The sequence below is a fragment of the Rhizobium johnstonii 3841 genome, assembly GCF_000009265.1.
Lineage (GTDB): Bacteria > Pseudomonadota > Alphaproteobacteria > Rhizobiales > Rhizobiaceae > Rhizobium > Rhizobium acaciae.
Window position 1 is genome coordinate 1,565,659 of the sequence record NC_008380.1, and the last position, 19,673, is coordinate 1,585,331.

At 59.8% G+C, this 19,673-nt stretch carries 19 protein-coding genes and 1 tRNA gene; 17 read left to right on the forward strand and 3 right to left on the reverse strand.

Translation table 11 applies throughout. From position 1 onward, the window contains the following. Positions 1–25 precede the first annotated feature (25 nt). The 3 genes from RL_RS07780 to RL_RS07790 all read left to right on the forward strand — a co-directional run bounded on the left by RL_RS07780 (position 26) and on the right by RL_RS07790 (position 3,084). A complete protein-coding gene (locus RL_RS07780) occupies positions 26–1,243 on the forward strand; it encodes an NAD(P)/FAD-dependent oxidoreductase (RefSeq protein WP_011651193.1) in 1,218 nt (405 codons plus the stop codon). Between the two features lie 169 nt (positions 1,244–1,412). After that, positions 1,413–1,503 (forward strand) — tRNA-Ser (locus tag RL_RS07785). A 558-nt stretch (positions 1,504–2,061) separates the two neighbouring features. Beyond that, positions 2,062–3,084, forward strand: a complete 1,023-nt coding sequence (locus tag RL_RS07790; RefSeq protein WP_011651194.1) for a porin — start codon at positions 2,062–2,064, stop codon at positions 3,082–3,084. 101 nt (positions 3,085–3,185) lie between these two features. Here the strand turns inward: RL_RS07790 and RL_RS07795 are convergent, their stop codons facing one another. After that, the gene (locus tag RL_RS07795) at positions 3,186–4,076 is read right to left on the reverse strand and encodes an alpha/beta fold hydrolase (protein ID WP_011651195.1); all 891 of its coding nucleotides are present in this window, start codon (positions 4,074–4,076) and stop codon (positions 3,186–3,188) included. 65 nt (positions 4,077–4,141) lie between these two features. Beyond that, positions 4,142–6,217, reverse strand: a complete 2,076-nt coding sequence (locus tag RL_RS07800; protein WP_041936238.1) for a lytic transglycosylase domain-containing protein — start codon at positions 6,215–6,217, stop codon at positions 4,142–4,144. 214 nt (positions 6,218–6,431) lie between these two features. Between RL_RS07800 and dapA the strand changes: the two genes are divergently transcribed. Both dapA and smpB read left to right on the forward strand, forming a co-directional pair. Then, a complete protein-coding gene (gene dapA / locus RL_RS07805; RefSeq protein WP_011651197.1) occupies positions 6,432–7,316 on the forward strand; it encodes a 4-hydroxy-tetrahydrodipicolinate synthase in 885 nt (294 codons plus the stop codon). A gap of 101 nt (positions 7,317–7,417) precedes the next feature. Beyond that, positions 7,418–7,897, forward strand: coding sequence for an SsrA-binding protein SmpB (gene smpB, locus RL_RS07810; RefSeq protein ID WP_003546925.1), 480 nt, complete (start codon positions 7,418–7,420; stop codon positions 7,895–7,897). 68 nt (positions 7,898–7,965) lie between these two features. On the opposite strand, the gene RL_RS07815 is transcribed toward smpB, so the two are convergent. Next, entirely contained in the window at positions 7,966–8,547 is a 582-nt protein-coding gene (locus RL_RS07815; protein ID WP_003558079.1) for an NYN domain-containing protein, read from the reverse strand. Positions 8,548–8,844: 297 nt separating this feature from the next. On the opposite strand from RL_RS07815, the gene rpoZ reads away from it, so the two are divergent. From rpoZ to RL_RS07870, 12 genes are all read left to right on the forward strand, one after another. Continuing rightward, positions 8,845–9,249: a DNA-directed RNA polymerase subunit omega gene (gene rpoZ, locus RL_RS07820; RefSeq protein ID WP_003546928.1), complete on the forward strand. Its 405-nt coding sequence runs from the start codon at positions 8,845–8,847 to the stop codon at positions 9,247–9,249. Positions 9,250–9,431: 182 nt separating this feature from the next. Next, positions 9,432–11,666, forward strand: coding sequence for a RelA/SpoT family protein (locus RL_RS07825; RefSeq protein WP_003546931.1), 2,235 nt, complete (start codon positions 9,432–9,434; stop codon positions 11,664–11,666). 184 nt (positions 11,667–11,850) lie between these two features. Then, a complete protein-coding gene (locus tag RL_RS37090; RefSeq protein ID WP_003558084.1) occupies positions 11,851–12,000 on the forward strand; it encodes a DUF3563 family protein in 150 nt (49 codons plus the stop codon). Positions 12,001–12,161: 161 nt separating this feature from the next. Further along, positions 12,162–12,752 (forward strand): DUF2062 domain-containing protein, encoded by a 591-nt coding sequence (locus RL_RS07830; protein ID WP_011651199.1) that lies wholly within the window; start codon positions 12,162–12,164, stop codon positions 12,750–12,752. Between the two features lie 38 nt (positions 12,753–12,790). Further along, positions 12,791–13,195 carry a holo-ACP synthase gene (gene acpS / locus RL_RS07835; protein ID WP_011651200.1) on the forward strand — a complete coding sequence of 135 codons (405 nt, stop codon included), beginning with the start codon at positions 12,791–12,793 and terminating at the stop codon, positions 13,193–13,195. Between the two features lie 270 nt (positions 13,196–13,465). Then, positions 13,466–14,209, forward strand: coding sequence for a signal peptidase I (lepB, locus tag RL_RS07840; RefSeq protein WP_011651201.1), 744 nt, complete (start codon positions 13,466–13,468; stop codon positions 14,207–14,209). Further along, entirely contained in the window at positions 14,206–14,925 is a 720-nt protein-coding gene (rnc, locus tag RL_RS07845; RefSeq protein WP_011651202.1) for a ribonuclease III, read from the forward strand. Before lepB ends, rnc begins: the two co-directional genes overlap by 4 nt. 7 nt (positions 14,926–14,932) lie before the next feature. Further along, the gene (gene era, locus RL_RS07850) at positions 14,933–15,874 is read left to right on the forward strand and encodes a GTPase Era (RefSeq protein WP_011651203.1); all 942 of its coding nucleotides are present in this window, start codon (positions 14,933–14,935) and stop codon (positions 15,872–15,874) included. Positions 15,875–16,023: 149 nt separating this feature from the next. Beyond that, complete coding sequence (locus RL_RS07855; RefSeq protein WP_028741475.1) at positions 16,024–16,776, forward strand: Crp/Fnr family transcriptional regulator; 753 nt, start codon at positions 16,024–16,026, stop codon at positions 16,774–16,776. A gap of 208 nt (positions 16,777–16,984) precedes the next feature. Beyond that, positions 16,985–17,470 carry a response regulator gene (locus RL_RS07860; protein ID WP_011651205.1) on the forward strand — a complete coding sequence of 162 codons (486 nt, stop codon included), beginning with the start codon at positions 16,985–16,987 and terminating at the stop codon, positions 17,468–17,470. A 119-nt stretch (positions 17,471–17,589) separates the two neighbouring features. Beyond that, positions 17,590–18,360 (forward strand): DNA repair protein RecO, encoded by a 771-nt coding sequence (gene recO / locus RL_RS07865; protein WP_011651206.1) that lies wholly within the window; start codon positions 17,590–17,592, stop codon positions 18,358–18,360. A 102-nt stretch (positions 18,361–18,462) separates the two neighbouring features. Then, entirely contained in the window at positions 18,463–19,458 is a 996-nt protein-coding gene (locus tag RL_RS07870) for an aldo/keto reductase (RefSeq protein ID WP_011651207.1), read from the forward strand. Positions 19,459–19,673 lie beyond the last annotated feature (215 nt).

Sequence of the window (19,673 nt, forward strand, 5' to 3'; positions counted from 1 at the left end):
CGGGCGCAGCTTCAGGAGTGAGATCGTGACGGATAGATTGGTGATCATCGGCGCGGGACAGGCCGGTTTCGCATTGGCGGCCAAGCTGCGTGCGTTGAAGGATACGCGCCCGATTACCCTCATCGGCGCGGAAGACGTCGCCCCCTATCAGCGCCCGCCGCTTTCAAAGAAATACCTGCTCGGCGAAATGGCTTTCGACCGCCTGCTGTTCCGCGCCGAGCACTGGTATGCGGACAATGACGTCGACCTTCGCCTTTCGACCTGGGCCGAGCAGATCAAGCCGGACAGCAAGCAGGTTCTGCTGCAGGACGGCTCCGTTCTTGATTACGGCACGCTGGCGCTCGCCACCGGCTCGACGCCGCGCCGGCTGCCGGCCGCAATCGGCGGCGATCTCGAAGGCGTCTATGTCGCCCGCGACAAGCGCGATGCCGATCTGCTCGCCGACGAGATGCGCCCCGGTCGCCGCGTCCTCATCATCGGTGGCGGTTATATCGGTCTCGAGGCGGCGGCCGTTGCCCGCCATCGCGGCCTGGAAGTCACCGTCATCGAGATGGCCGACCGCATCCTGCAGCGCGTCGCGGCGAAGGAGACCGCCGACATCATGCGCGTGATTCACGAGGCCCATGACGTGGTGATCCGCGAGAAGACAGGGCTCAAGCATCTGATCGGCAAGGACGGCCGCGTCACCGGCGCCGCACTTTCCGACGGATCGGTCATCGACATCGATTTCGCCGTCGTCGGCATCGGCGTCGCCCCGAACGATCAGCTTGCCAAGGAAGCCGGCCTCGAAGTCGCCAACGGCATTGTCGTCGACGAATTCGCCCGCACCTCCGATCCGGCGATCTTTGCGGCTGGCGATTGCGCCGCACTTCCCTGGCAGGGCGGACGCATCAGGCTCGAATCGGTGCAGAACGCCGTCGACCAGGCCGAAGCGGCGGCAGCCGTCATCGCCGGCGGCAGCGAGCCCTATGATCCAAAGCCGTGGTTCTGGTCCGATCAGTATGACGTCAAGCTGCAGATCGCCGGCTTCAATCTTGGTTATGACGAGACGCTGCTGCGCCCCGGCACCCGCGAAGGCGCCCACTCGGTCTGGTACTTCAGGGAAGGCCGGCTGATTGCCGTCGATGCGATCAACGACGCAAAGGCCTATGTGACCGGCAAAAAACTGCTGGAATCCGGGACCAATCCCGACAAATCGATTCTCGCCGACCCTTCTGCCGACCTCAAGAGCCTGCTCGGCTGAGTTCGGCTTCTTGATCGAAGAGAACGAAGCGCGATCAAATTCCGCGGATTTCGCCAGGAAATGCGATTTGTTTGCGCAACCGACTGAATTGCAGCTCGCTGCATTTCTTCTGGTGAAAACTCAAAAAACCCTTGCATTCACAGACCGGTCACCATAGTTAGGCCGCACCGGAGAGGTGGCCGAGTGGTCGAAGGCGCTCCCCTGCTAAGGGAGTATACGTCAAAAGCGTATCGTGGGTTCGAATCCCATCTTCTCCGCCATTCCGATTTCCTGAGCGCGCGTCGATCGTTACATCTGGCCGGGAATCATGTTCGTTTAGTCGGCTAGGCCGGACAGCGAAAAAATCTCTCTGCCTCAAGGGAGAGAATCGCCTGCGGGAATCACCTCCCGCGCTCAAGCTACTGACAGGTGGCGAAAGCGGATCGGTGCACGTCCGGTTACGCTTCCGGCAATCATGAATCCCTCTCAAGAGCCGCATTTTGTCAAAAAAGTGTCACGAATGTGTCGCAAAGCGCATGTCCAATTCTTTGTTGGCTTGACCTAAGCCTCCGCAAAATCAGGGTTTTCTTAACAAAGCATAAAGGAAATCGAGGCCGGTTGCCCGACTTGTGTCCTTTCAGCAACAGAATGTCGGGAAGGCTCCCCTAAACCCCCCATCTACACAAGTTGGTGATTGCGTGACGGCTTCCGTCTTGTATTTTCAGCGTCGGAAGCAAGGGCGACTGATCGTCCACTTCTTGAAACACGGGGATGGGGCAGGGAACGCTGCTCAGCGAAAGATCCCAAACCCGATCGAAACTTTGAATTGGAGGTCATTTATGAACATCAAGAGCCTTCTTCTCGGCTCCGCTGCTGCTCTCGCAGTAGTTTCCGGTGCTCAGGCTGCTGACGCTATCGTTGCTGCCGAGCCGGAACCGGTTGAATATGTTCGCGTCTGCGACGCTTACGGCACCGGCTACTTCTACATCCCGGGCACCGAAACCTGCCTCAAGATCAACGGTTACATCCGTTTCCAGGTTGACGTTGGTGATCAGCCGCTCAATGGTTCGGAAAGCAACGACTCCGATTGGGATGCTCGTACTCGCGGTCAGGTTCAGTTCACGGCCAAGAGCGACACCGAATATGGTCCGCTGACCGGCGTCATCGTCATGCAGTTCAATGCTGACAATGCCACCGATCAGAGTGCCAAGCTCGACTCCGCTTACCTCGACATCGCCGGCTTCCGCGCTGGTCTGTTCTACAGCTGGTGGGACGATGGCCTCTCCGGCGAAACCGACGACATTGGCTCGCCGGTCACGCTGCATAACTCCATCCGTTATCAGTACGAAACCGATGCCTTCTACGCTGGCATCAGCGTCGACGAACTCGAGGACGGCTACTACAAGGCGGACGAAGAACCCAACAACGTTGGCGTTGCCGTTGGTCTCGGCGGCAAGGCTGGTGCATTCAGCTACCAGATCACTGCCGGCTACGACGTCGACAACGAAGACGGCGCTGTCCGTGCAATGGGTACGGTTGACATCGGTCCCGGCACGCTCGGCCTCGCTGCCGTATACGCTACCGGCCCGAGCTCTTACTACACCAAGGCCGAATGGGCTGTTGCTGCCGAATACGCTATCAAGGCAACCGACAAGCTCAAGATCACCCCCGGTGTCCAGTACTACAGCAACTACGGCATCACTGATGACGACTTCGACGACGGCGATGCCTGGAAGGTCGGTCTGACGGTTGATTACCAGATCGTCGACAACTTCTACGCCAAGGCTTCGGTTCAGTACCTCGATCCGGAAGATGATGACGACTCCACTTCGGGCTACTTCCGCCTGCAGCGCTCGTTCTAATCTGATCTGACTTCGGTCAATCAGGAAAGCCCGGCTCTCGAGCCGGGCTTTTTGTATTTGGACGAATGGCACGTTGTTCCCGCCGACCGATTTCGATGAGGTTATCGGCAGGCGGCGAGAAAAGCTCGTATTGCTGTGGGGATGTTATCAAGATGCAGGAGCGGGGCATGTCCTTGCCCTTCGGCAGTATGAAGGATCAGCCCCAAATGCCGCCGCGCCATCTCGCCGGCGCTTTCCTGTGAAAGCAGTGACGTATTTTCGCCGCGGATCAGCATGAGCGGCAACCGGCCCAGGCTTTCGAATTGCCCCCAGAGATCAGGCAGCGGCTGACTGAAATCGATCGATTTCAGTGCCTCTGCGATCGCCGGGTCGAAGTCGGCGACCGGTCTTCCACCGATATCGCGATAAAGGGCAAGCGCCATCTCGCGCCAGTCTTCCTCTGCAAGCGCGGCAAACGACGCGCCATGATTTTCCTTCAATATATCGGTCGCCTCGTTCCAGTCCGCCGGCTTCCTGCTGCTGTTGAGGTAATCGCGGATCTGCGCCAGCCCCTCAGCCTCGAGCACGGGCCCGATATCGTTGAGGATGAGGGCTTCGAGAAGATCCGGCCGTGTCGTCGCGATCAGATGCAGGATCAACCCGCCCCGCGACGTGCCGACGAAGATCGCCCGCTCGATGCCGAGTGCTGCGCAGGCGGCAAGGACGTCGCCGGCCTCGATGGCGAGATTGTAGTTTGCCTTGTTCTCATCCCATGCCGAGTTTCCCCGTCCGCGCGAATCGAGCGCAATCACCCTGCGAGGCATTTTTGTGTCCCGGGAGAGAAGCAGCGCAAGCGGATGAAAATCCCGCGTATTGCGGGTCAGGCCGGGCAGGCAGATCACCGGCAGCCGTCCGGCGGTTGCCGCGTGGTCTGATTGGTAGTCGCGGGCATAGAGCCGCAACCCATCAGAAGAAGTGTAAAATCGTTCCTGGAAACCGCCTGCATCCGGCATCGCATCCCTCGAGACCTGTTTGATCCCGAAGATGTAGCTTGCTTTTCAAGCCGCGCCAAATGGCTTCAGGATGCGCTGCGTCCGCCGATCAGGTCGCGCTCGATATCGGTGGGCTGGCCGAGACGGGCTTTATAAACCTCGTAATTCTCCATGACCCGCTGCACGTAGTTGCGCGTTTCGGGGAAGGGGATGCACTCGATCCAGTCCACGATCTCGTCGATCGGCCTGCCGCGCGGGTCGCCGTAGCGGCCGATCCATTCCGGCACCCGCTTCGGCCCGGCATTATAGGCAATGAAGGTGAGGATATAGGAGCCGCCGAAGGCGTCGATCTGCTCGCCGAGATAATGGGCACCGAGTGTCGCGTTATAGCCGGCATCGGCCGTCAGCTTGTCCTTGGAAAAGGCGATGTTGTGGCGCTTGGCCACCGCCTGGGCTGTTCCCGGCAGAAGCTGCAGCAGGCCGCGCGCGTTCGCCGCCGAAATGGCAGCCGGGTTGAAGGCGCTTTCCTGCCGGGCGATGGCATAGGCGAGCGCCTTGCCGGAGCCGGTTATATTGGCGTTCGCCGGGATCACGCCGACCGGAAAGGCAAGCGCTGCGACATCGATGCCGCGTCCATAGGCGATCTTGCCGATCTGCAGCGAGAGATGATGATCGCCGGATTGCTCGGCCCGTGCCGCAAGGACAGCCAATTCACCGGGGCTTTGCATTTGATCGGCGAGCGCGAGATAGAGAATGGCGGCCCGCCATCCATGGCCGGCGGCCTCCAGCCGGGCGATCGCCTGCACAGCTTCGCGTGCCTGGAAGCGCTGCCGGTCGGCCGTGCTCGGTGCGGGATAGGTGACGTTAAGCGTCTTTCGCCCCAGCCTTTCGGCCGCGAGCTGTCCATAGAAGGTGCCGGGAAAGTTCGCGGCCTTCGCATAGAATTCGCTGGATTTGCCGGGGCCTCCGGCCTCCGCTGCTCGTCCCAGCCAATACCAGGCGCGTGAAACCGAGATCGGTCCGTTTGATGTCTGGAGGATCTTGCGGAAATGTCTTTCCGCCGTTGCCGGGTCCTGCAGGCCGCGAAGCGCGTACCATCCGGCATGGAATTCAGCCTCGACGATATCCGTCGGGCTCGTTGCGGCGTAGTTTGCGACGATGCGATAGGCAGGCTTGAACTGCCCCTGGTCGACGAGACCTCGGCTGATGATGCGCTGCTCGTTCCACCATTCGCCGGAATTGACGAGTTCGCTACGCTCGGGCGGCATCTGCTCCAGAAGCACAGCCGCTTCGGCATATTTGTCTTGCTTGCGCAAATATTCGATCCGCGCAAACAGCAGGCCGGCATCGCCGCGCCATTTTGCATCGACGGCGTTGAGCAGCGCGCCGGCATTGTCGGCTTTGGCGTCGACGGCAGCCCAGGCGGTGTAAAGCGACTGCGCCTGGCCCATGTCTCCGAAGCGCTTGGCCTGCGCCACCCGGCCGCGATACATCAGATAGTCCATCCGCGCCTTATGGTCGGCAGGCGTCAACAGCGCGGAAAACTCGACGAGGATCTTGTCCTCGGTCGCCTTGTCGAGCGCCTCTCCGCGCCAGACCTTGCGGATATATTTTGCCGCCTGCGCCTGCTTGCCTGACGCAACCAGCGCCCGGCCGAGAATGACGGCGCCCTGCATCGTCTCGGGCGCGGTATCGCCGAAGGCGGCGAGCACGGCGGAAGGGGCGGGATTTTCGTCATAGATCGCCCGTTCGGAATAGGCGCGCAGCCGCGAAAGACCCGGCCAGCTCTTGAGCTCTTGCGCGGCGCTGGCGATTTCAAAAGAAGGAACACCCTTCAATCCCGAAATGGCGATCGCCCAGGTGAGGATATGGCGGTCGAGCGTCCCGTCGCGCATGCTGTCGCGTATCGAAAGCGCCAACTGCGGGTCCTTGTCGGAAAGCGCGTCGAGGCCGGCTTTCAGGTCGCCGTTGACGGGCGCGATGGCCGGATTGCGCGGAACGGCGCCTGTCGTGATCGATTCCGGTATGGCTGTTTCGGGAATGAAGCCGAGCGGCTTGACGGCAGGCATGGAAGTGCTCTCGCCGGGAAGCGGCGACGCAACACTGCTCCACGCGGCGGCAATGAAGCCGAAGGCGGACAGAATCAGGACAGCTTTCTTCATCCGGGATCTCGCAACGAAAACACGCCCTGCCATTTGGCTAGAGGCATCTTAACGAAACCTTACCTTACCAGGTAAAATTCATTCACATCTGCTATCGGAATTTGCCCTAAACCGAACTCTGCGCGCTTGTCGCGATGATTTCGGCGCTCTATGGTGCGCAACTCATATTCATGGAATGCGGCCGAAGCAAGGATTTGGTCGTGAGGAGCTTTGCATGTTCAATGGGTCCATTCCCGCCCTCGTCACCCCCTTCACGGATGCCGGACTGATCGACGAAGACAGCTTCGCCGCTCATGTCGACTGGCAGATCAAGGAAGGCAGCGGCGGTCTCGTTCCTGTCGGCACGACAGGCGAATCCCCGACGCTGTCGCATGCCGAGCACAAACGGGTGGTGGAACTCTGCATCGAAGTTGCCGCAAAACGCGTTCCCGTCATGGCCGGCGCCGGCTCGAACAATACGCGTGAAGCGATCGAGCTTGCCCAGCATGCCGAAAAGGTCGGTGCGAACGCCGTTCTGGTCGTCACCCCCTATTACAACAAGCCGACGCAGAAGGGTTTGATCGCGCATTTTTCGGCGATCGCCGAGGCCGTCGATCTGCCGATCTATATCTATAACATCCCCGGCCGCTCGGTGGTCGACATGGCGCCGGAAACGATGGGTGCGCTCGCCAAGGCGCATCGGAATATCGTCGGCGTCAAGGATGCGACGGGCAAGATCGAGCGCGTCTCCGAACAGCGCATCACCTGCGGCGCAGATTTTAGGCAGCTGTCCGGCGAGGATGCGACGGCGCTCGGCTTCAACGCCCATGGCGGTGTCGGCTGTATTTCGGTAACGGCCAATGTTGCCCCGCGCCTTTGCGCCGACTTCCAGGCGGCAACGCTGGCAGGCGACTATGCCCGCGCCCTGGAATATCAGGATCGGCTGATGCCGCTGCACAAGGCGATCTTCCTTGAGCCGGGCCTTTGCGGCGCCAAATACGGGCTCTCCAAGCTTGGCCGGATGAGCCGCAACGTTCGTTCGCCGCTGCTTTCGACGCTGGAGCCGGCAACGGAATCGGCGATCGACGCCGCGATGCGCCATGCAGGCCTGCTGAACTGACGAGACCGGCCGTCTTCACAAGACGGGGTCTCTCCCTTACATAAAGGGCAAGGAATGAGGGCGCGGCTTTTCGCGCCTTAAAAAACAATTGGAATATCGTCATGGCCCCCAAAGGCAGCCAGCGCGTGGTGAATAAGGTCGTGGCCGAAAACCGCAAGGCCCGCTTCAACTACGAGATCATCGATACTTACGAGGCCGGCATCGTGCTGATGGGCACGGAGGTCAAGTCGCTGCGCGAAGGCAAGGCCAATATCGCCGAATCCTACGCCTCGGATGAGGGCGGCGAGATCTGGCTGATCAATTCCTACCTGCCGGAATATCTGCAGGCCAACCGCTTCAATCACGAGCCGCGCCGGCGCCGCAAGCTGCTGCTGTCGGGCCGTGAAATCCATCGCCTGCGCTCTGCCATCAACCGCGAAGGCATGACGCTGATCCCGCTGAAGATCTATTTCAACGATCGCGGTCGGGCGAAGATGGAACTGGCGCTCGCCAAGGGTAAGAAATTGCACGACAAGCGCGAATCCGAGAAGGAGCGCGACTGGAACCGGCAGAAGAGCCGCCTGCTGAAGGCTCATGGCTGACCGCGCTGCCGTGGTCTATGATCACGTCCTGATCGTCGCGGCCACTCCGGTTCCGGATGATGGAGAGATCAATCCTCGAGATCGCTGACCGGGGCAACTTCGGCGGGGCGTGGCGCCCGCTCGGAGGGATCACGACCGATTTCAGCCTTCAGAGATAAGAGATCGATGAAATGATCGGCCTGACGGCGCAGGTCGTCGGCAATCATCGGCGGCTGCGTCGCCATGGTCGAGATCACCGAGACCTTGCGGCCTCTGCGCTGCAACGCTTCGACCAGGTTCGTGAAGTCGCCGTCGCCCGAGAAGATGACGAGGTGATCGACCGTTTCGGACTGTTCCATCGCGTCGATCGCAAGCTCGATGTCCATGTTGCCCTTGATCTTTCGGCGACCCATGGAATCCGTGAATTCCTTGGCGGGCTTGGTGACGACTTTGTAGCCGTTATAGTCGAGCCAGTCGATCAGCGGCCGGATCGATGAATATTCCTGATCCTCGATCAGAGCGGTATAATAATACGCGCGCAGCAGATATCCGCGTTTCTGGAATGCTTTCAGGAGCTTGCGGTAATCTATGTCAAAGCCGAGGCTCTTGGATGCAGCGTAGAGATTCGCGCCGTCAATGAAGAGTGCAATTTTCTCGCGTGGGTCAAACATCGCTTACCAATCCAATGAGAGCAATCGAAATCAGAAGGCATCAAACCTCAATAAAAACAATAGCTTATGTTTCAATTTGGATCTGATCCTTACTTTATGAATTATTCATATATGAAAGATTTAGGGCACGATTCGACATATTCCAAGCAACCTTCGGTGGAATTATGACATTCTCCATGGAAATTTAGCTTAGCCGCGGATAAAGACGAGGGAAGCCGGAATGAAAAACTTGTATTTGCCCGGTTTTAATTGTATCGGGCGTGTTAATCCCGAAATGACGACCGTAAAGGACAGGCAATGGCCCGTGTCACAGTTGAAGATTGCATCGACAAGGTGGAGAACCGCTTCGAGCTGGTTCTGCTCGCCAGCCACCGCGCCCGGCTGATTTCCCAGGGTGCCTCGATCACCATCGATCGCGACAACGACAAGAATCCTGTGGTGGCCCTGCGCGAAATCGCCGACGAGACGCTTTCGCCCGATGACCTCAAGGAAGATCTGATCCATTCGCTGCAGAAGCATGTCGAAGTCGACGAGCCCGAGCCCGATCCGGCAAGCATGATCGCTGCCGGCGGTGTCGCCGCAGCCGACGGCGAAGAGCAGGACGACGTGCCGGAGACGATCACTTTCGACCAGATGTCGGAAGAAGAGCTGCTTGCCGGCATCGAAGGCCTCGTGCCGCCGGAAAAGAGCGACGATTACTAAGCGCGCAGGCGGGATCTCCGGTCGCATCGGTTAGATGCAGCCCGGAAAAAGCTGCATGCGATGCAAAAGAGCGACGATTACCAATCGTCAATCTTGCACCTTTATTGCTTAGGCATATTATTGCCCATGTGTGCGCCAATCGTTGATTGGCGCGCTTTTATTTTTATCGGAGTGGCTTTGGAATGATGCGGCAGTACGAGCTCGTGGAGCGGGTTCAGCAATACAAGCCCGATGCCAATGAAGCACTGCTGAACAAAGCCTATGTTTACGCCATGCAGAAGCATGGCCAGCAAAAGCGCGCGAGCGGCGATCCCTATATTTCCCATCCGCTCGAGGTCGCTGCGATCCTCACTGACATGCATCTCGATGAATCGACGATCGCTGTCGCCCTTCTGCACGATACGATCGAGGATACGACGGCGACACGCGCCGAGATCGACGAACTCTTCGGCGAGGATATCGGCCGCCTGGTCGAGGGTCTGACCAAGATCAAGAAGCTCGATCTCGTCACCAAGAAGGCCAAGCAGGCAGAAAACCTGCGCAAGCTGCTGCTCGCCATTTCCGACGATGTGCGCGTGCTGCTCGTCAAGCTTGCCGATCGCCTGCACAATATGCGTACCCTCGATCACATGTCGGCCGACAAGCGTGCCCGCATTTCCGAGGAGACGATGGAAATTTATGCGCCGCTCGCCGGCCGCATGGGCATGCAGGACATGCGCGAGGAACTCGAGGAACTCTCCTTCCGCCATATGAACCCGGAAGCCTACGAGACCGTCACCAAAAGGCTGGAAGAGCTTTCGAAGCGCAACGAAGGCATCGTCAAGAAGATCGAGGCCGAACTGCGCGACCTTTTGGTCGCAAGCGGCCTGACGAGCGCCTATGTCAAGGGCCGGCAGAAGAAGCCCTATTCGGTCTTCCGCAAGATGCAGTCGAAGTCGCTTTCCTTCGAACAGCTTTCCGATGTCTACGGCTTCCGCCTGATCGTCGAGGACATCCCCTCCTGTTACCGGGCGCTCGGCATCGTCCACACGCGCTGGCGCGTCGTGCCGGGCCGCTTCAAGGACTATATCTCGACGCCGAAGCAGAACGATTACCGTTCGCTGCACACCACCATTGTCGGTCCCTCCAGCCAGCGCATCGAACTGCAGATCCGCACCAAGCGCATGCACGAAATCGCCGAATTCGGCATCGCCGCCCATACGCTCTATAAGGACGGCGCCACCAATGCTGATGGCGACATCCTTTCTCGCGAATCCAACGCCTATTCCTGGCTGCGTCATACGATCGAAGCTCTGGCCGAGGGCGACAGCCCGGAAGAATTCCTCGAACACACCAAGCTCGAGCTCTTCCAGGACCAGGTCTTCTGCTTCACGCCGAAGGGCAAGCTGATCGCCCTGCCGCGCGGCGCCACCCCGATCGATTTCGCCTATGCGGTGCACACCAATATCGGCGATACCACGGTGGGCGCCAAGATCAACGGCCGCATCATGCCGCTGGTGACGCGGCTTGCAAATGGCGACGAGGTCGAGATCATCCGCTCCGGCGTGCAGGTTCCGCCCGCCGCCTGGGAGGAGATCGTCGTGACCGGCAAGGCGCGCGCCGCCATCCGCCGCGCCACTCGCATGGCGATCCGCAAGCAATATGCCGGTCTCGGCCACCGCATTCTCGAGCGCACCTTCAACAGGGCCGGCAAGATCTTCTCGCGAGAGGCGATGAAGCCGGCGCTGCACCGTCTCGGCCAGAAGGATGTCGAGGATGCGATCGCCGCCGTCGGCCGCGGCGAGATGTCCTCGCTCGACGTGCTGCGCGCCGTCTATCCCGATCACCAGGACGAGCGCGTCACCGTCAAGCCCTCCGGCGATGACGGCTGGTTCAACGTCCGCAGCGCCGCCGGCATGATCTTCAAGATCCCTGGCAAGACCAAGACAGGGCACGATGGCGGCCACTCGGAAATCGACGCCGATGCCGATATCGGGCCGATCCGCGGCCTGTCCGGCAATGTCGATGTCAAGTTCGCGCCGACCGGCGCCGTGCCCGGCGATCGCATCGTCGGCATCATGGACCAGGGCAACGGCATCACCATCTATCCGATCCAGTCGCCGAGCCTGCAGCGTTTCGACGATCAGCCCGACCGTTGGATCGACGTGCGCTGGGACCTCGACGAAGCCAACAAGTCGCGTTTCATGGCCCGCATCATGGTGAATGGGTTGAATGAACCGGGCACGCTTGCCAAGGTCGCCCAGACGGTCGCAGGCCTCGACGTCAATATCCGCTTGCTGAACACGGTGCGGGTCGCGGCCGATTTCACCGAAATGATGCTCGAGGTCGAGGTCTGGGACCTGCGTCAGCTCAACCAGCTGCTCGCCCAGATGAAGGAACTGGATTGCATCGCCACGGTCCGGCGCCTCTACGAGTAAGCTTTTGTTAAGCCGCGCCAGAGGGTTGGCCGAAAAACTGCACATTTTATAATCGGAGCGGCGCATCAAAGGGGCAAGCGATGCATTGAGCGCATGGCTGCGTCCATGTTGCGGCGGTGGTAATTAACCTTTGTCGGGCCTATCTTCTGGTCATCGAAACGTAAACAGAAGATGAGACAAGATAATGTTTGACCCTATCAAGAAATTCGCTCGCGCCTTTCGCGCTCCGACCACGCAGGAACGTGAAATGGCATATTTGAATGGCTCGCTCGATCGTATCGACCTCGAGTTTCGTCAGCGCCAGGTCGATCGCGGTCTGTTCCGCAATCGCTGATACTGGAATTTATACTTGAGGTAAGTGAGGGACGTTATGCATAGCGGACGCCCCTCGGCATGAAGAAGCTCCTCTTCGGAGCAAGAACTGAGGGGCGGTTTTTCGAGCGGTATCATTTGCCGCTCTTGTCATGGTGGTGTGCACTGCACTAAATACCGGCCATGTTGTTTCGCCGTCGCAAGCCTGCGGGATTCAAGGAAAAGATGCGGGAGCTTTTATGGCCCCGTAAAGGTTTCCTTCGCCCGATCCGTTACCTGACAATGCGCGTCCTGCGCCTGAGCGCTTCGCCGCATGCGGTTGCCGCCGGCGTCGCTGCGGGTGTCTTCGTCTCGTGGACGCCGTTCATCGGCGTGCATTTCGTCATGGCTTTCGTCATCACCTATTTCCTCTCCGGCAGCATGGTGGCCGCCGCCCTCGGCTGCGCCGCCTTCGGCAATCCGCTGACCTATCCCTTCATCTGGGGCATCACCTGGGAAATCGGGCATCTGTTGTTGAGCCGCGAGGATCAACTAGCCGGTCAGACGGTGGATCTCGCCGCCCTTTTCCACAAGCTGAACTTCACCGAATTATGGAAGCCGGTGCTGGAGCCGATGCTGGTCGGCGCTATCCCGCCGGCGATCGTCACCTCCGTTGCGCTCTATGCGCTGACATTCTACACCGTGAAGGGTTTTCAGACGCGCCGCCATATACGGCTGATGGAGCGGGCGCGCCTGCGTCTTGCCGTTCCAGCCGGCGACATGCCGAGCATATGAACCCGATCAAGAATTCTTAAGCGACGGAAGGGTCCGGCATGATCATCGGCATTGGCAGCGATCTGATCGACATTCGCCGTGTCGAGAAATCTATTGAGCGCTTCGGCGAGCGTTTTACCCATCGCTGCTTCACCGAGATCGAGCGGGCGCGTTCCGATAAGCGAGCAAACCGTGCCGCATCCTATGCCAAGCGTTTTGCCGCCAAGGAGGCCTGTTCCAAGGCGCTCGGTACCGGCATAGCGCAGGGCGTCTTCTGGAAGGACATGGGCGTCGTCAACCTGCGGAGCGGCAAGCCGACCATGCTTTTATCGGGCGGCGCCGCCCTGATCCTCGAATCGCTGCTGCCCGCGGGCCACAGGCCCGCCATTCATTTGACAATAACGGATGATTATCCCTTGGCGCAGGCCTTCGTCATTATCGAGGCGTTGCCCGAGAGCCTCTGATCGCGACCTCGGGCGCAGTTGATCGTGACCTCGGGAGCTGTTGATCGCGACCTCTCGTCGCTTTTGGTGTTGTCGCCATTGCCGCAACCGGCCGAAGCCGCTAGAACAGGATGATTTTAGGCTGGCCGGCCTAAAATCTGAATCCTGTTCTAGATTAAAGAATTAGAGCATGATGTCGTCCGAAAACCGCTCACACTTTTCGGCATCATGCTCTAGAGAGAACGACAGAAAGAATTGCGCCGCCGCGGCGTCTTGAAGGAATAAGACTGCGTGTCCGAAAAAGTCGAAGCCAAGCCGAACGCCCTCTGGGAAAATATCAAAGTTATCATCCAGGCGCTGATTTTGGCGATGGTGATCCGAACGGTGCTGTTCCAGCCCTTTACCATTCCGTCCGGTTCGATGATGCCGACGCTGCTTGTCGGCGACTACATCTTCGTCAACAAGTTCGCTTACGGCTATTCGAAATATTCGCTGCCTTTCTCGCCCGATGTTTTCAGCGGCCGCCTGTTCGGCGCCGATCCGAAGCGTGGCGACATCGTCGTCTTCCGTTTCCCGCCGAACCCCGAGATCGACTACATCAAGCGCTGCATCGGCCTGCCGGGCGACCATATCCAGGTTACCGATGGCGTGCTCTACGTCAACGGGAAGCCGGTTCCGAAGGTGGCGGACGGCGCGTTCACTTCGGATTACAAGCTCGATCCGGGCGAGGACGTGCCGGTGTTCCGCGAAACGCTCGACGACGGCAAGTCCTACGATACGCTCGATCAGTCTCCGGTGTCGCGTGGCGACAACACCCGCGAATTCATCGTGCCGGAAGGCCATTATTTCATGATGGGCGATAATCGCGACAACTCGCTCGACAGCCGCTTCGACGTCGGCTTCGTGCCTGCCGAAAATCTTGTCGGCCGTGCCAGCGTCATCTTCTTTTCGCTCGGCAACGACACCTCCTTCCGCGAAATCTGGAAGTGGCCGACGAACATGCGTTGGGACCGCCTCTTCAAGGTTGTTGAATGAGTAAGGCGCAGACGCTTTCTGCGGCGGACCGCGCAAAGCTTGAAGGCCTGATCGGTCATGACTTCGCTGAAAAGGAACGCCTGGATCGCGCGCTGACCCATGCCAGCGCCCGCACCGAAAAGGGCGGCAATTACGAACGGCTGGAATTCCTCGGCGACAGGGTCCTCGGGCTCTGCATCGCCGAGCTTCTGTTCCGCACCTTCGGCACGGCAGGAGAAGGCGAGCTTTCGGTTCGCCTCAACCAGCTCGTCAGCGCCGAAACCTGTGCTGCGGTCGCCGACGAACTCAATCTTCACCTCTATATCCGCACCGGCGCCGATGTGAAGAAACTGACCGGCAAGCGCATGATGAATGTGCGCGCCGATGTCGTCGAAAGCCTGATCGCCGCGATCTATCTCGACGGCGGCCTGGAAGTCGCCCGCCGCTTCATTCTGCGTTACTGGCAGGGCAGGGCGGTGCGGGCCGATGGCGCCAAGCGCGACGCCAAGACCGAGCTGCAGGAATGGTCGCACGCGAAATTCGGCGTCACGCCGATCTACCGGGTTGATGAACGCAGCGGACCGGATCATGATCCGCGCTTCAAGGTGACGGTGGAAGTTGCTGGCATTAAGCCCGAAACCGGCGTAGAGCGGTCGAAGCGAGCCGCCGAACAGGTGGCGGCAACGAAGATGCTTGAGCGCGAAGGCATTTGGCAGCAATCGCCTGCCGGAAACTGACGGGACAATGACACAAGAAGAAGATATCGCGGCCGAAGCTGCCGCAGAAACCAATCGTCCGACGCATTCGGGCTTTGTCGCGCTGATCGGGCCGACCAATGCCGGCAAGTCGACGCTGGTGAACCGCCTCGTCGGCGCCAAGGTCTCGATCGTCAGCCATAAGGTGCAGACGACACGGGCCATCGTCCGCGGCATCGCGATCCACGACAATGCCCAGATCGTCTTCATGGATACGCCTGGTATCTTCAAGCCGCGCCGCCGACTTGATCGCGCCATGGTGACCTCGGCCTGGGGCGGTGCGAGAGATGCCGATCTGATCGTGCTGCTGATCGACAGCGAGCGCGGCCTGCGCGGCGATGCCGAAGCCATCCTCGAAGGCCTCAAGGAAGTCCGGCAGCCGAAGATCCTGCTGCTCAACAAGATCGACCGCGTCAACCGCGAGGATCTGCTGGCGCTGGCCGCTGCCGCCAACGAGAAGATCGCTTTCGATCGCACCTTCATGATCTCCGCCGAAAACGGCTCCGGCTGCGACGACCTCATGGACTATCTGGCGAAAACGCTCCCGGAGGGGCCGTGGTACTATCCGGAAGACCAGATCTCCGATCTGCCGATGCGCCAGCTCGCTGCCGAGATCACCCGTGAGAAGCTGTTTCTGCGCCTGCACCAGGAGCTTCCCTATGCCTCGCATGTCGAAACGGAGACGTGGGAAGAGCGCAAGGACGGCTCGGTGCGGATCGAGCAGGTGATCTATCTGGAACGCGACAGCCAGAAGAAGATCGCGCTCGGCAAGGGTGGTGAAACCATCAAGGCGATCTCGACTGCTTCCCGCAAGGAATTGTCGCAGATCCTCGAGCAGCCGGTCCATCTCTTCCTGTTCGTCAAGGTTCGCGAGAATTGGGGTGATGATCCCGAGCGGTTCCGCGAAATGGGTCTCGATTTCCCGAAATAAGCATGGCAAGGATTTCGTCGGGCTGGTGCCAGCCCTTTGTTTCCGCATAAAAAATCCGCCTCGCTGATGGAACGAATCCCTGCCTTGCGCGTTTGTTCCTGAACGGCGCGCCATTGTTGGCGCGCCGATTTTGCGACGGCAAGGTAAGTATGGCGACGTCGAGACCCATCAATTCTTTCAAGACCCCTTGCGAGCAATGTCCCTTGCGGCCTCTGCCGCATTTCAGGGAGTTCAGCCGTGACGAACTGGAGTTCGTCTCGAGCTTCAAGAGGGGTGAGCTTGCCGTCGATGCCGGCTCCACCATCCTCGTCGAGGGCGCCCATAGCGCTCATCTCTTCACGGTGCTCGCCGGCTGGGGCTTCCGCTACAAGATGCTGGAGGACGGACGCCGCCAGATTCTGAATTATATCATGCCGGGCGATCTGGTCGGCCTGCAGGGAACGATTGCCGGTGAGATGCAGCATTCCGTCGAAGCGCTTTCGCCCGTGTCCCTTTGTGTCTTCGAGCGCGACAGGCTGATGACGCTCTACAACAAGCACGCCTCGCTCGCCTTCGACATCACCTGGATCGCCGCGCGCGAGGAGCGCATCCTGGATGAGCATCTCTTGAGCGTCGGCCGCCGCACGGCGCTGGAACGAGCAGCCTACCTGATCGCTTTCCTGTTCGAGCGCGGCCGGAAGCTCAATATCTTCAACGGCCGCAAATTCATCCCCATCACCCAGCAGCACATTGCCGACACGCTCGGTCTTTCCATCGTTCATACCAACAAGACTTTGAAAAAGCTCAGCGAACGTGGATTGATCCGCTGGCAGGAGCGCGGCTGCGAGGTGCTGAACGGCGAGGAATTGATGGCGATCGCCGGATGGGAAGGGCTCGGAGAGGGCAAACGCCCGTTCATCTAAAGGGCGTTGCGATCTTTCAGATTCGCCCCTCGCGCTTTAGGTCTTTGTTTTGCGCATGCCGCTGTCGCAAAACCGCTGCACAGTTTTGCGCGACATGCCTGGCCAAGCAGCTTGGTTATGTCTTTTTTAAATGCAGATTAGCAGCAGGCAAAATAAGCTCGGCCGTCGTCTTTCCTCCGATTTTGATTCTTATCGACCGGGCAGAAAAATGGTTTATTCAGAAAAGGTGGCGGAATTCACCGATAGCGTGCCATACGGGGCACCGGAGGGCAATGATGTTGGCGAAACGGCCGGGGCGCTGCGACAGGCGCCCGACGAGGGGTATCGAATCATGAGCGCAATCCGTGTTCTGGTTCTTGAAGACAGTCTGATCATCGCGATGGAGGCGGAGGATATTCTACGCCTGGCCGGCGTCGAGAGCATCGATATCGTCGGTAGCGTCGAACAGGCGAGGGCTGCCATTGCCGCGGAGAAATATGATTTTGCCCTTCTCGACGTCAATCTCGGCGAGGGCATGAGCTTCGGTTTTGCCCGCCATCTTCTCGATATCGGCATCCCCTTCGGCTTCGTCAGCGGCTATTCCGATACCGGCGATTTCCCGCCCGACCTGCAGCAAATACCGCTTCTGGTGAAGCCTTTCGACGAAACGGCGATGCGGGAATTCCTGCAGAGGCTTTCCCCGGCTGTCGCCTGACGCGGTCCATGTCGGAAGCCAGGCCTTGCATTGCAGCGCGGTTTTCAGACGCGCAAAGGACGCTGTAACGCGTTGAATTATGCAGTAGGATGATTCGGCAGCCGTAAGGACTTCTTTCGATGCAGTGGCAGGACCATGCGATCATCCTGGGCGTCAAGCGCCACGGCGAGACGAGCGTCATCGCCGAGGTGATGACGCGTGATCGCGGCCGCCATCTCGGCCTGGTGCGCTCCGGCCGCTCGCGCGCCATGCAGCCGGTGCTGCAGGCGGGTAATGCAGTGGAGGTCATCTGGCGTGCCCGGCTTGACGAGCATCTGGGCGAATTCCGCGTCGAGCCGGTGACGCTGCGCGCTGCCCGCCTGATGGAAACGGCGACTGCCGTCTACGGTGTCCAGGCGATGGGCGCGCTGCTGCGGCTGCTGCCGGAGCGTGACCCGCATCCGCACCTCTTCGACGCGCTGGAGGTCATCCTCGATCACCTGCACAACCCGGCCGATGCCGGCGAACTCTTCGTGCGTTTTGAGCTTGCGGTGCTGAATGACCTCGGCTTCGGCCTCGATCTTGCCGAATGCGCCGCGACCGGCGCCCGTTCCGATCTCGTCTATGTCTCGCCGAAATCCGGCCGCGCCGTCAGCCGCGCCGCTGGTGCCCCCTGGGCGGACAAGATGCTGCTCCTGCCGCCGTTCCTCAGCATCGAGGGCAATCATGCGGCCGACTTCGACAGTCTCTCAGCCGCATTCCGTCTGACAGGGTTCTTTCTGCATCGCCATGTCTACGAGCCGCGCGGCATCGAAGCCGTGGCAGCCCGCGACGGCTTCGTTCAGGCAGCACTGAAGGCGCTTAATCCAACGCTAAGGACGCTTTCGGGTCCGAATGGTGTTTCCGCCTGACCTCCGTTTTTTGCGGGTGCAAAACATCCTCCGGATTTGGCGGTTTACCCACTCGTGAGCGCCTCCTATGTCTTCACAGGACTGCCACTCAAGGAGGATTTCATGCTGACCAAGCCCGCATCATCGACAACGATCACGCTCTGGAACGGGCGCGAAATTCCACGCCTCGGCATGGGATGCTGGGCGATCGGTGGTCCCTTCTTTGCCGGCGACACGCCGCTCGGCTGGGGTGATGTCGACGACGATGAATCCGTGGAAGCGATCAACCGCGCCATCGAACTCGGCATCCGCTTCTTCGACACGGCCTCGAATTACGGCGCCGGCCACTCGGAAGAAGTGCTCGGCCGGGCGATCGGCAATCGCGACGATATTGTCATCGCCACCAAGTTCGGCTTCGCCACCGATCCGGAAACCAAGCAGGCAACCGGCGCCTTCGCCGATGAGGCCTTCATCCGCCGTTCGGTCGAGACTTCGCTGCGTCGCCTCAAGCGTGATCGCCTCGATCTCCTGCAGTTCCACCTCAATGATTTTCCGTTGGAACAGTCGGATGCCGTCTTCGATACGCTGGAGGCGTTGCGCGCCGAAGGCAAGATCGATGCGTTCGGCTGGAGCACCGATTTTCCTGATCGCGCCGCCCGTCATGTCGGTCGCGAGGGCTATGTTTCGGTCCAGCATACGATGAATGTTTTCGAACCGGTGCCGGAGATGATCTCGGTGATTGAGGGGAAGGGGCTGATGTCAATCAATCGCGGTCCGCTGGCGATGGGGCTGCTGACCGGCAAGTTCACTGCCGACAAGGCGGTGGGCGCCAAGGATGTCCGTGGGGCGGCCCTTGACTGGATGGTCTACTTCAAGGACGGGCGGATGGCCCCGGAATTCGCCGCAAGGCTCGATGCCGTACGCGATCTCCTGACATCGGGCGGCCGCACGCTGACGCAGGGCGCGCTTGCCTGGCTCTGGGCACGCTCGCCGCGCACCCTTCCCATTCCGGGTTTCCGTACCGTTGCCCAGGTGGAGGAAAATGCCGGCGCGCTGGAGAAGGGACCACTGCCGGCCGATGTCATGGCAGGCATAGATTCCGCACTCGCGCGCGCGTGACGCTTCTAGATCAGGATGATTTTAGGCCCGATCGTCCTAAAATCTGAATCCTGATCTAAATCAAAGAAATAGAGCATGATGTCGTCCGAAAACCGCGCACACTTTTCGGCATCATGCTCTAGAGCGGTTCAGCTTTTCACGGAAGCGCGGACCGCTCTAACTCTTTGTTTTCACGCAATTCCGGACGGAAAACTGCTTCGCACTTTTCCTGGAAT

Bases quoted from the DNA above. Each gene is read 5' to 3' on its own strand.
- RL_RS07855 (WP_028741475.1), top strand. From the start codon at position 16,024: ATGGCGACGTCGAGACCCATCAATTCTTTCAAGACCCCTTGCGAGCAA.
- rnc (WP_011651202.1), top strand. From the start codon at position 14,206: ATGAGTAAGGCGCAGACGCTTTCTGCGGCGGACCGCGCAAAGCTTGAA.
- RL_RS37090 (WP_003558084.1), top strand. From the start codon at position 11,851: ATGTTTGACCCTATCAAGAAATTCGCTCGCGCCTTTCGCGCTCCGACC.
- RL_RS07825 (WP_003546931.1), top strand. From the start codon at position 9,432: ATGATGCGGCAGTACGAGCTCGTGGAGCGGGTTCAGCAATACAAGCCC.
- rpoZ (WP_003546928.1), top strand. From the start codon at position 8,845: ATGGCCCGTGTCACAGTTGAAGATTGCATCGACAAGGTGGAGAACCGC.
- acpS (WP_011651200.1), top strand. From the start codon at position 12,791: ATGATCATCGGCATTGGCAGCGATCTGATCGACATTCGCCGTGTCGAG.
- smpB (WP_003546925.1), top strand. From the start codon at position 7,418: ATGGCCCCCAAAGGCAGCCAGCGCGTGGTGAATAAGGTCGTGGCCGAA.
- recO (WP_011651206.1), top strand. From the start codon at position 17,590: ATGCAGTGGCAGGACCATGCGATCATCCTGGGCGTCAAGCGCCACGGC.
- RL_RS07795 (WP_011651195.1), bottom strand. From the start codon at position 4,076: ATGCCGGATGCAGGCGGTTTCCAGGAACGATTTTACACTTCTTCTGAT.
- dapA (WP_011651197.1), top strand. From the start codon at position 6,432: ATGTTCAATGGGTCCATTCCCGCCCTCGTCACCCCCTTCACGGATGCC.
- RL_RS07860 (WP_011651205.1), top strand. From the start codon at position 16,985: ATGGTTTATTCAGAAAAGGTGGCGGAATTCACCGATAGCGTGCCATAC.
- RL_RS07790 (WP_011651194.1), top strand. From the start codon at position 2,062: ATGAACATCAAGAGCCTTCTTCTCGGCTCCGCTGCTGCTCTCGCAGTA.
- RL_RS07800 (WP_041936238.1), bottom strand. From the start codon at position 6,217: ATGAAGAAAGCTGTCCTGATTCTGTCCGCCTTCGGCTTCATTGCCGCC.
- RL_RS07815 (WP_003558079.1), bottom strand. From the start codon at position 8,547: ATGTTTGACCCACGCGAGAAAATTGCACTCTTCATTGACGGCGCGAAT.
- RL_RS07830 (WP_011651199.1), top strand. From the start codon at position 12,162: ATGTTGTTTCGCCGTCGCAAGCCTGCGGGATTCAAGGAAAAGATGCGG.
- RL_RS07870 (WP_011651207.1), top strand. From the start codon at position 18,463: ATGCTGACCAAGCCCGCATCATCGACAACGATCACGCTCTGGAACGGG.
- era (WP_011651203.1), top strand. From the start codon at position 14,933: ATGACACAAGAAGAAGATATCGCGGCCGAAGCTGCCGCAGAAACCAAT.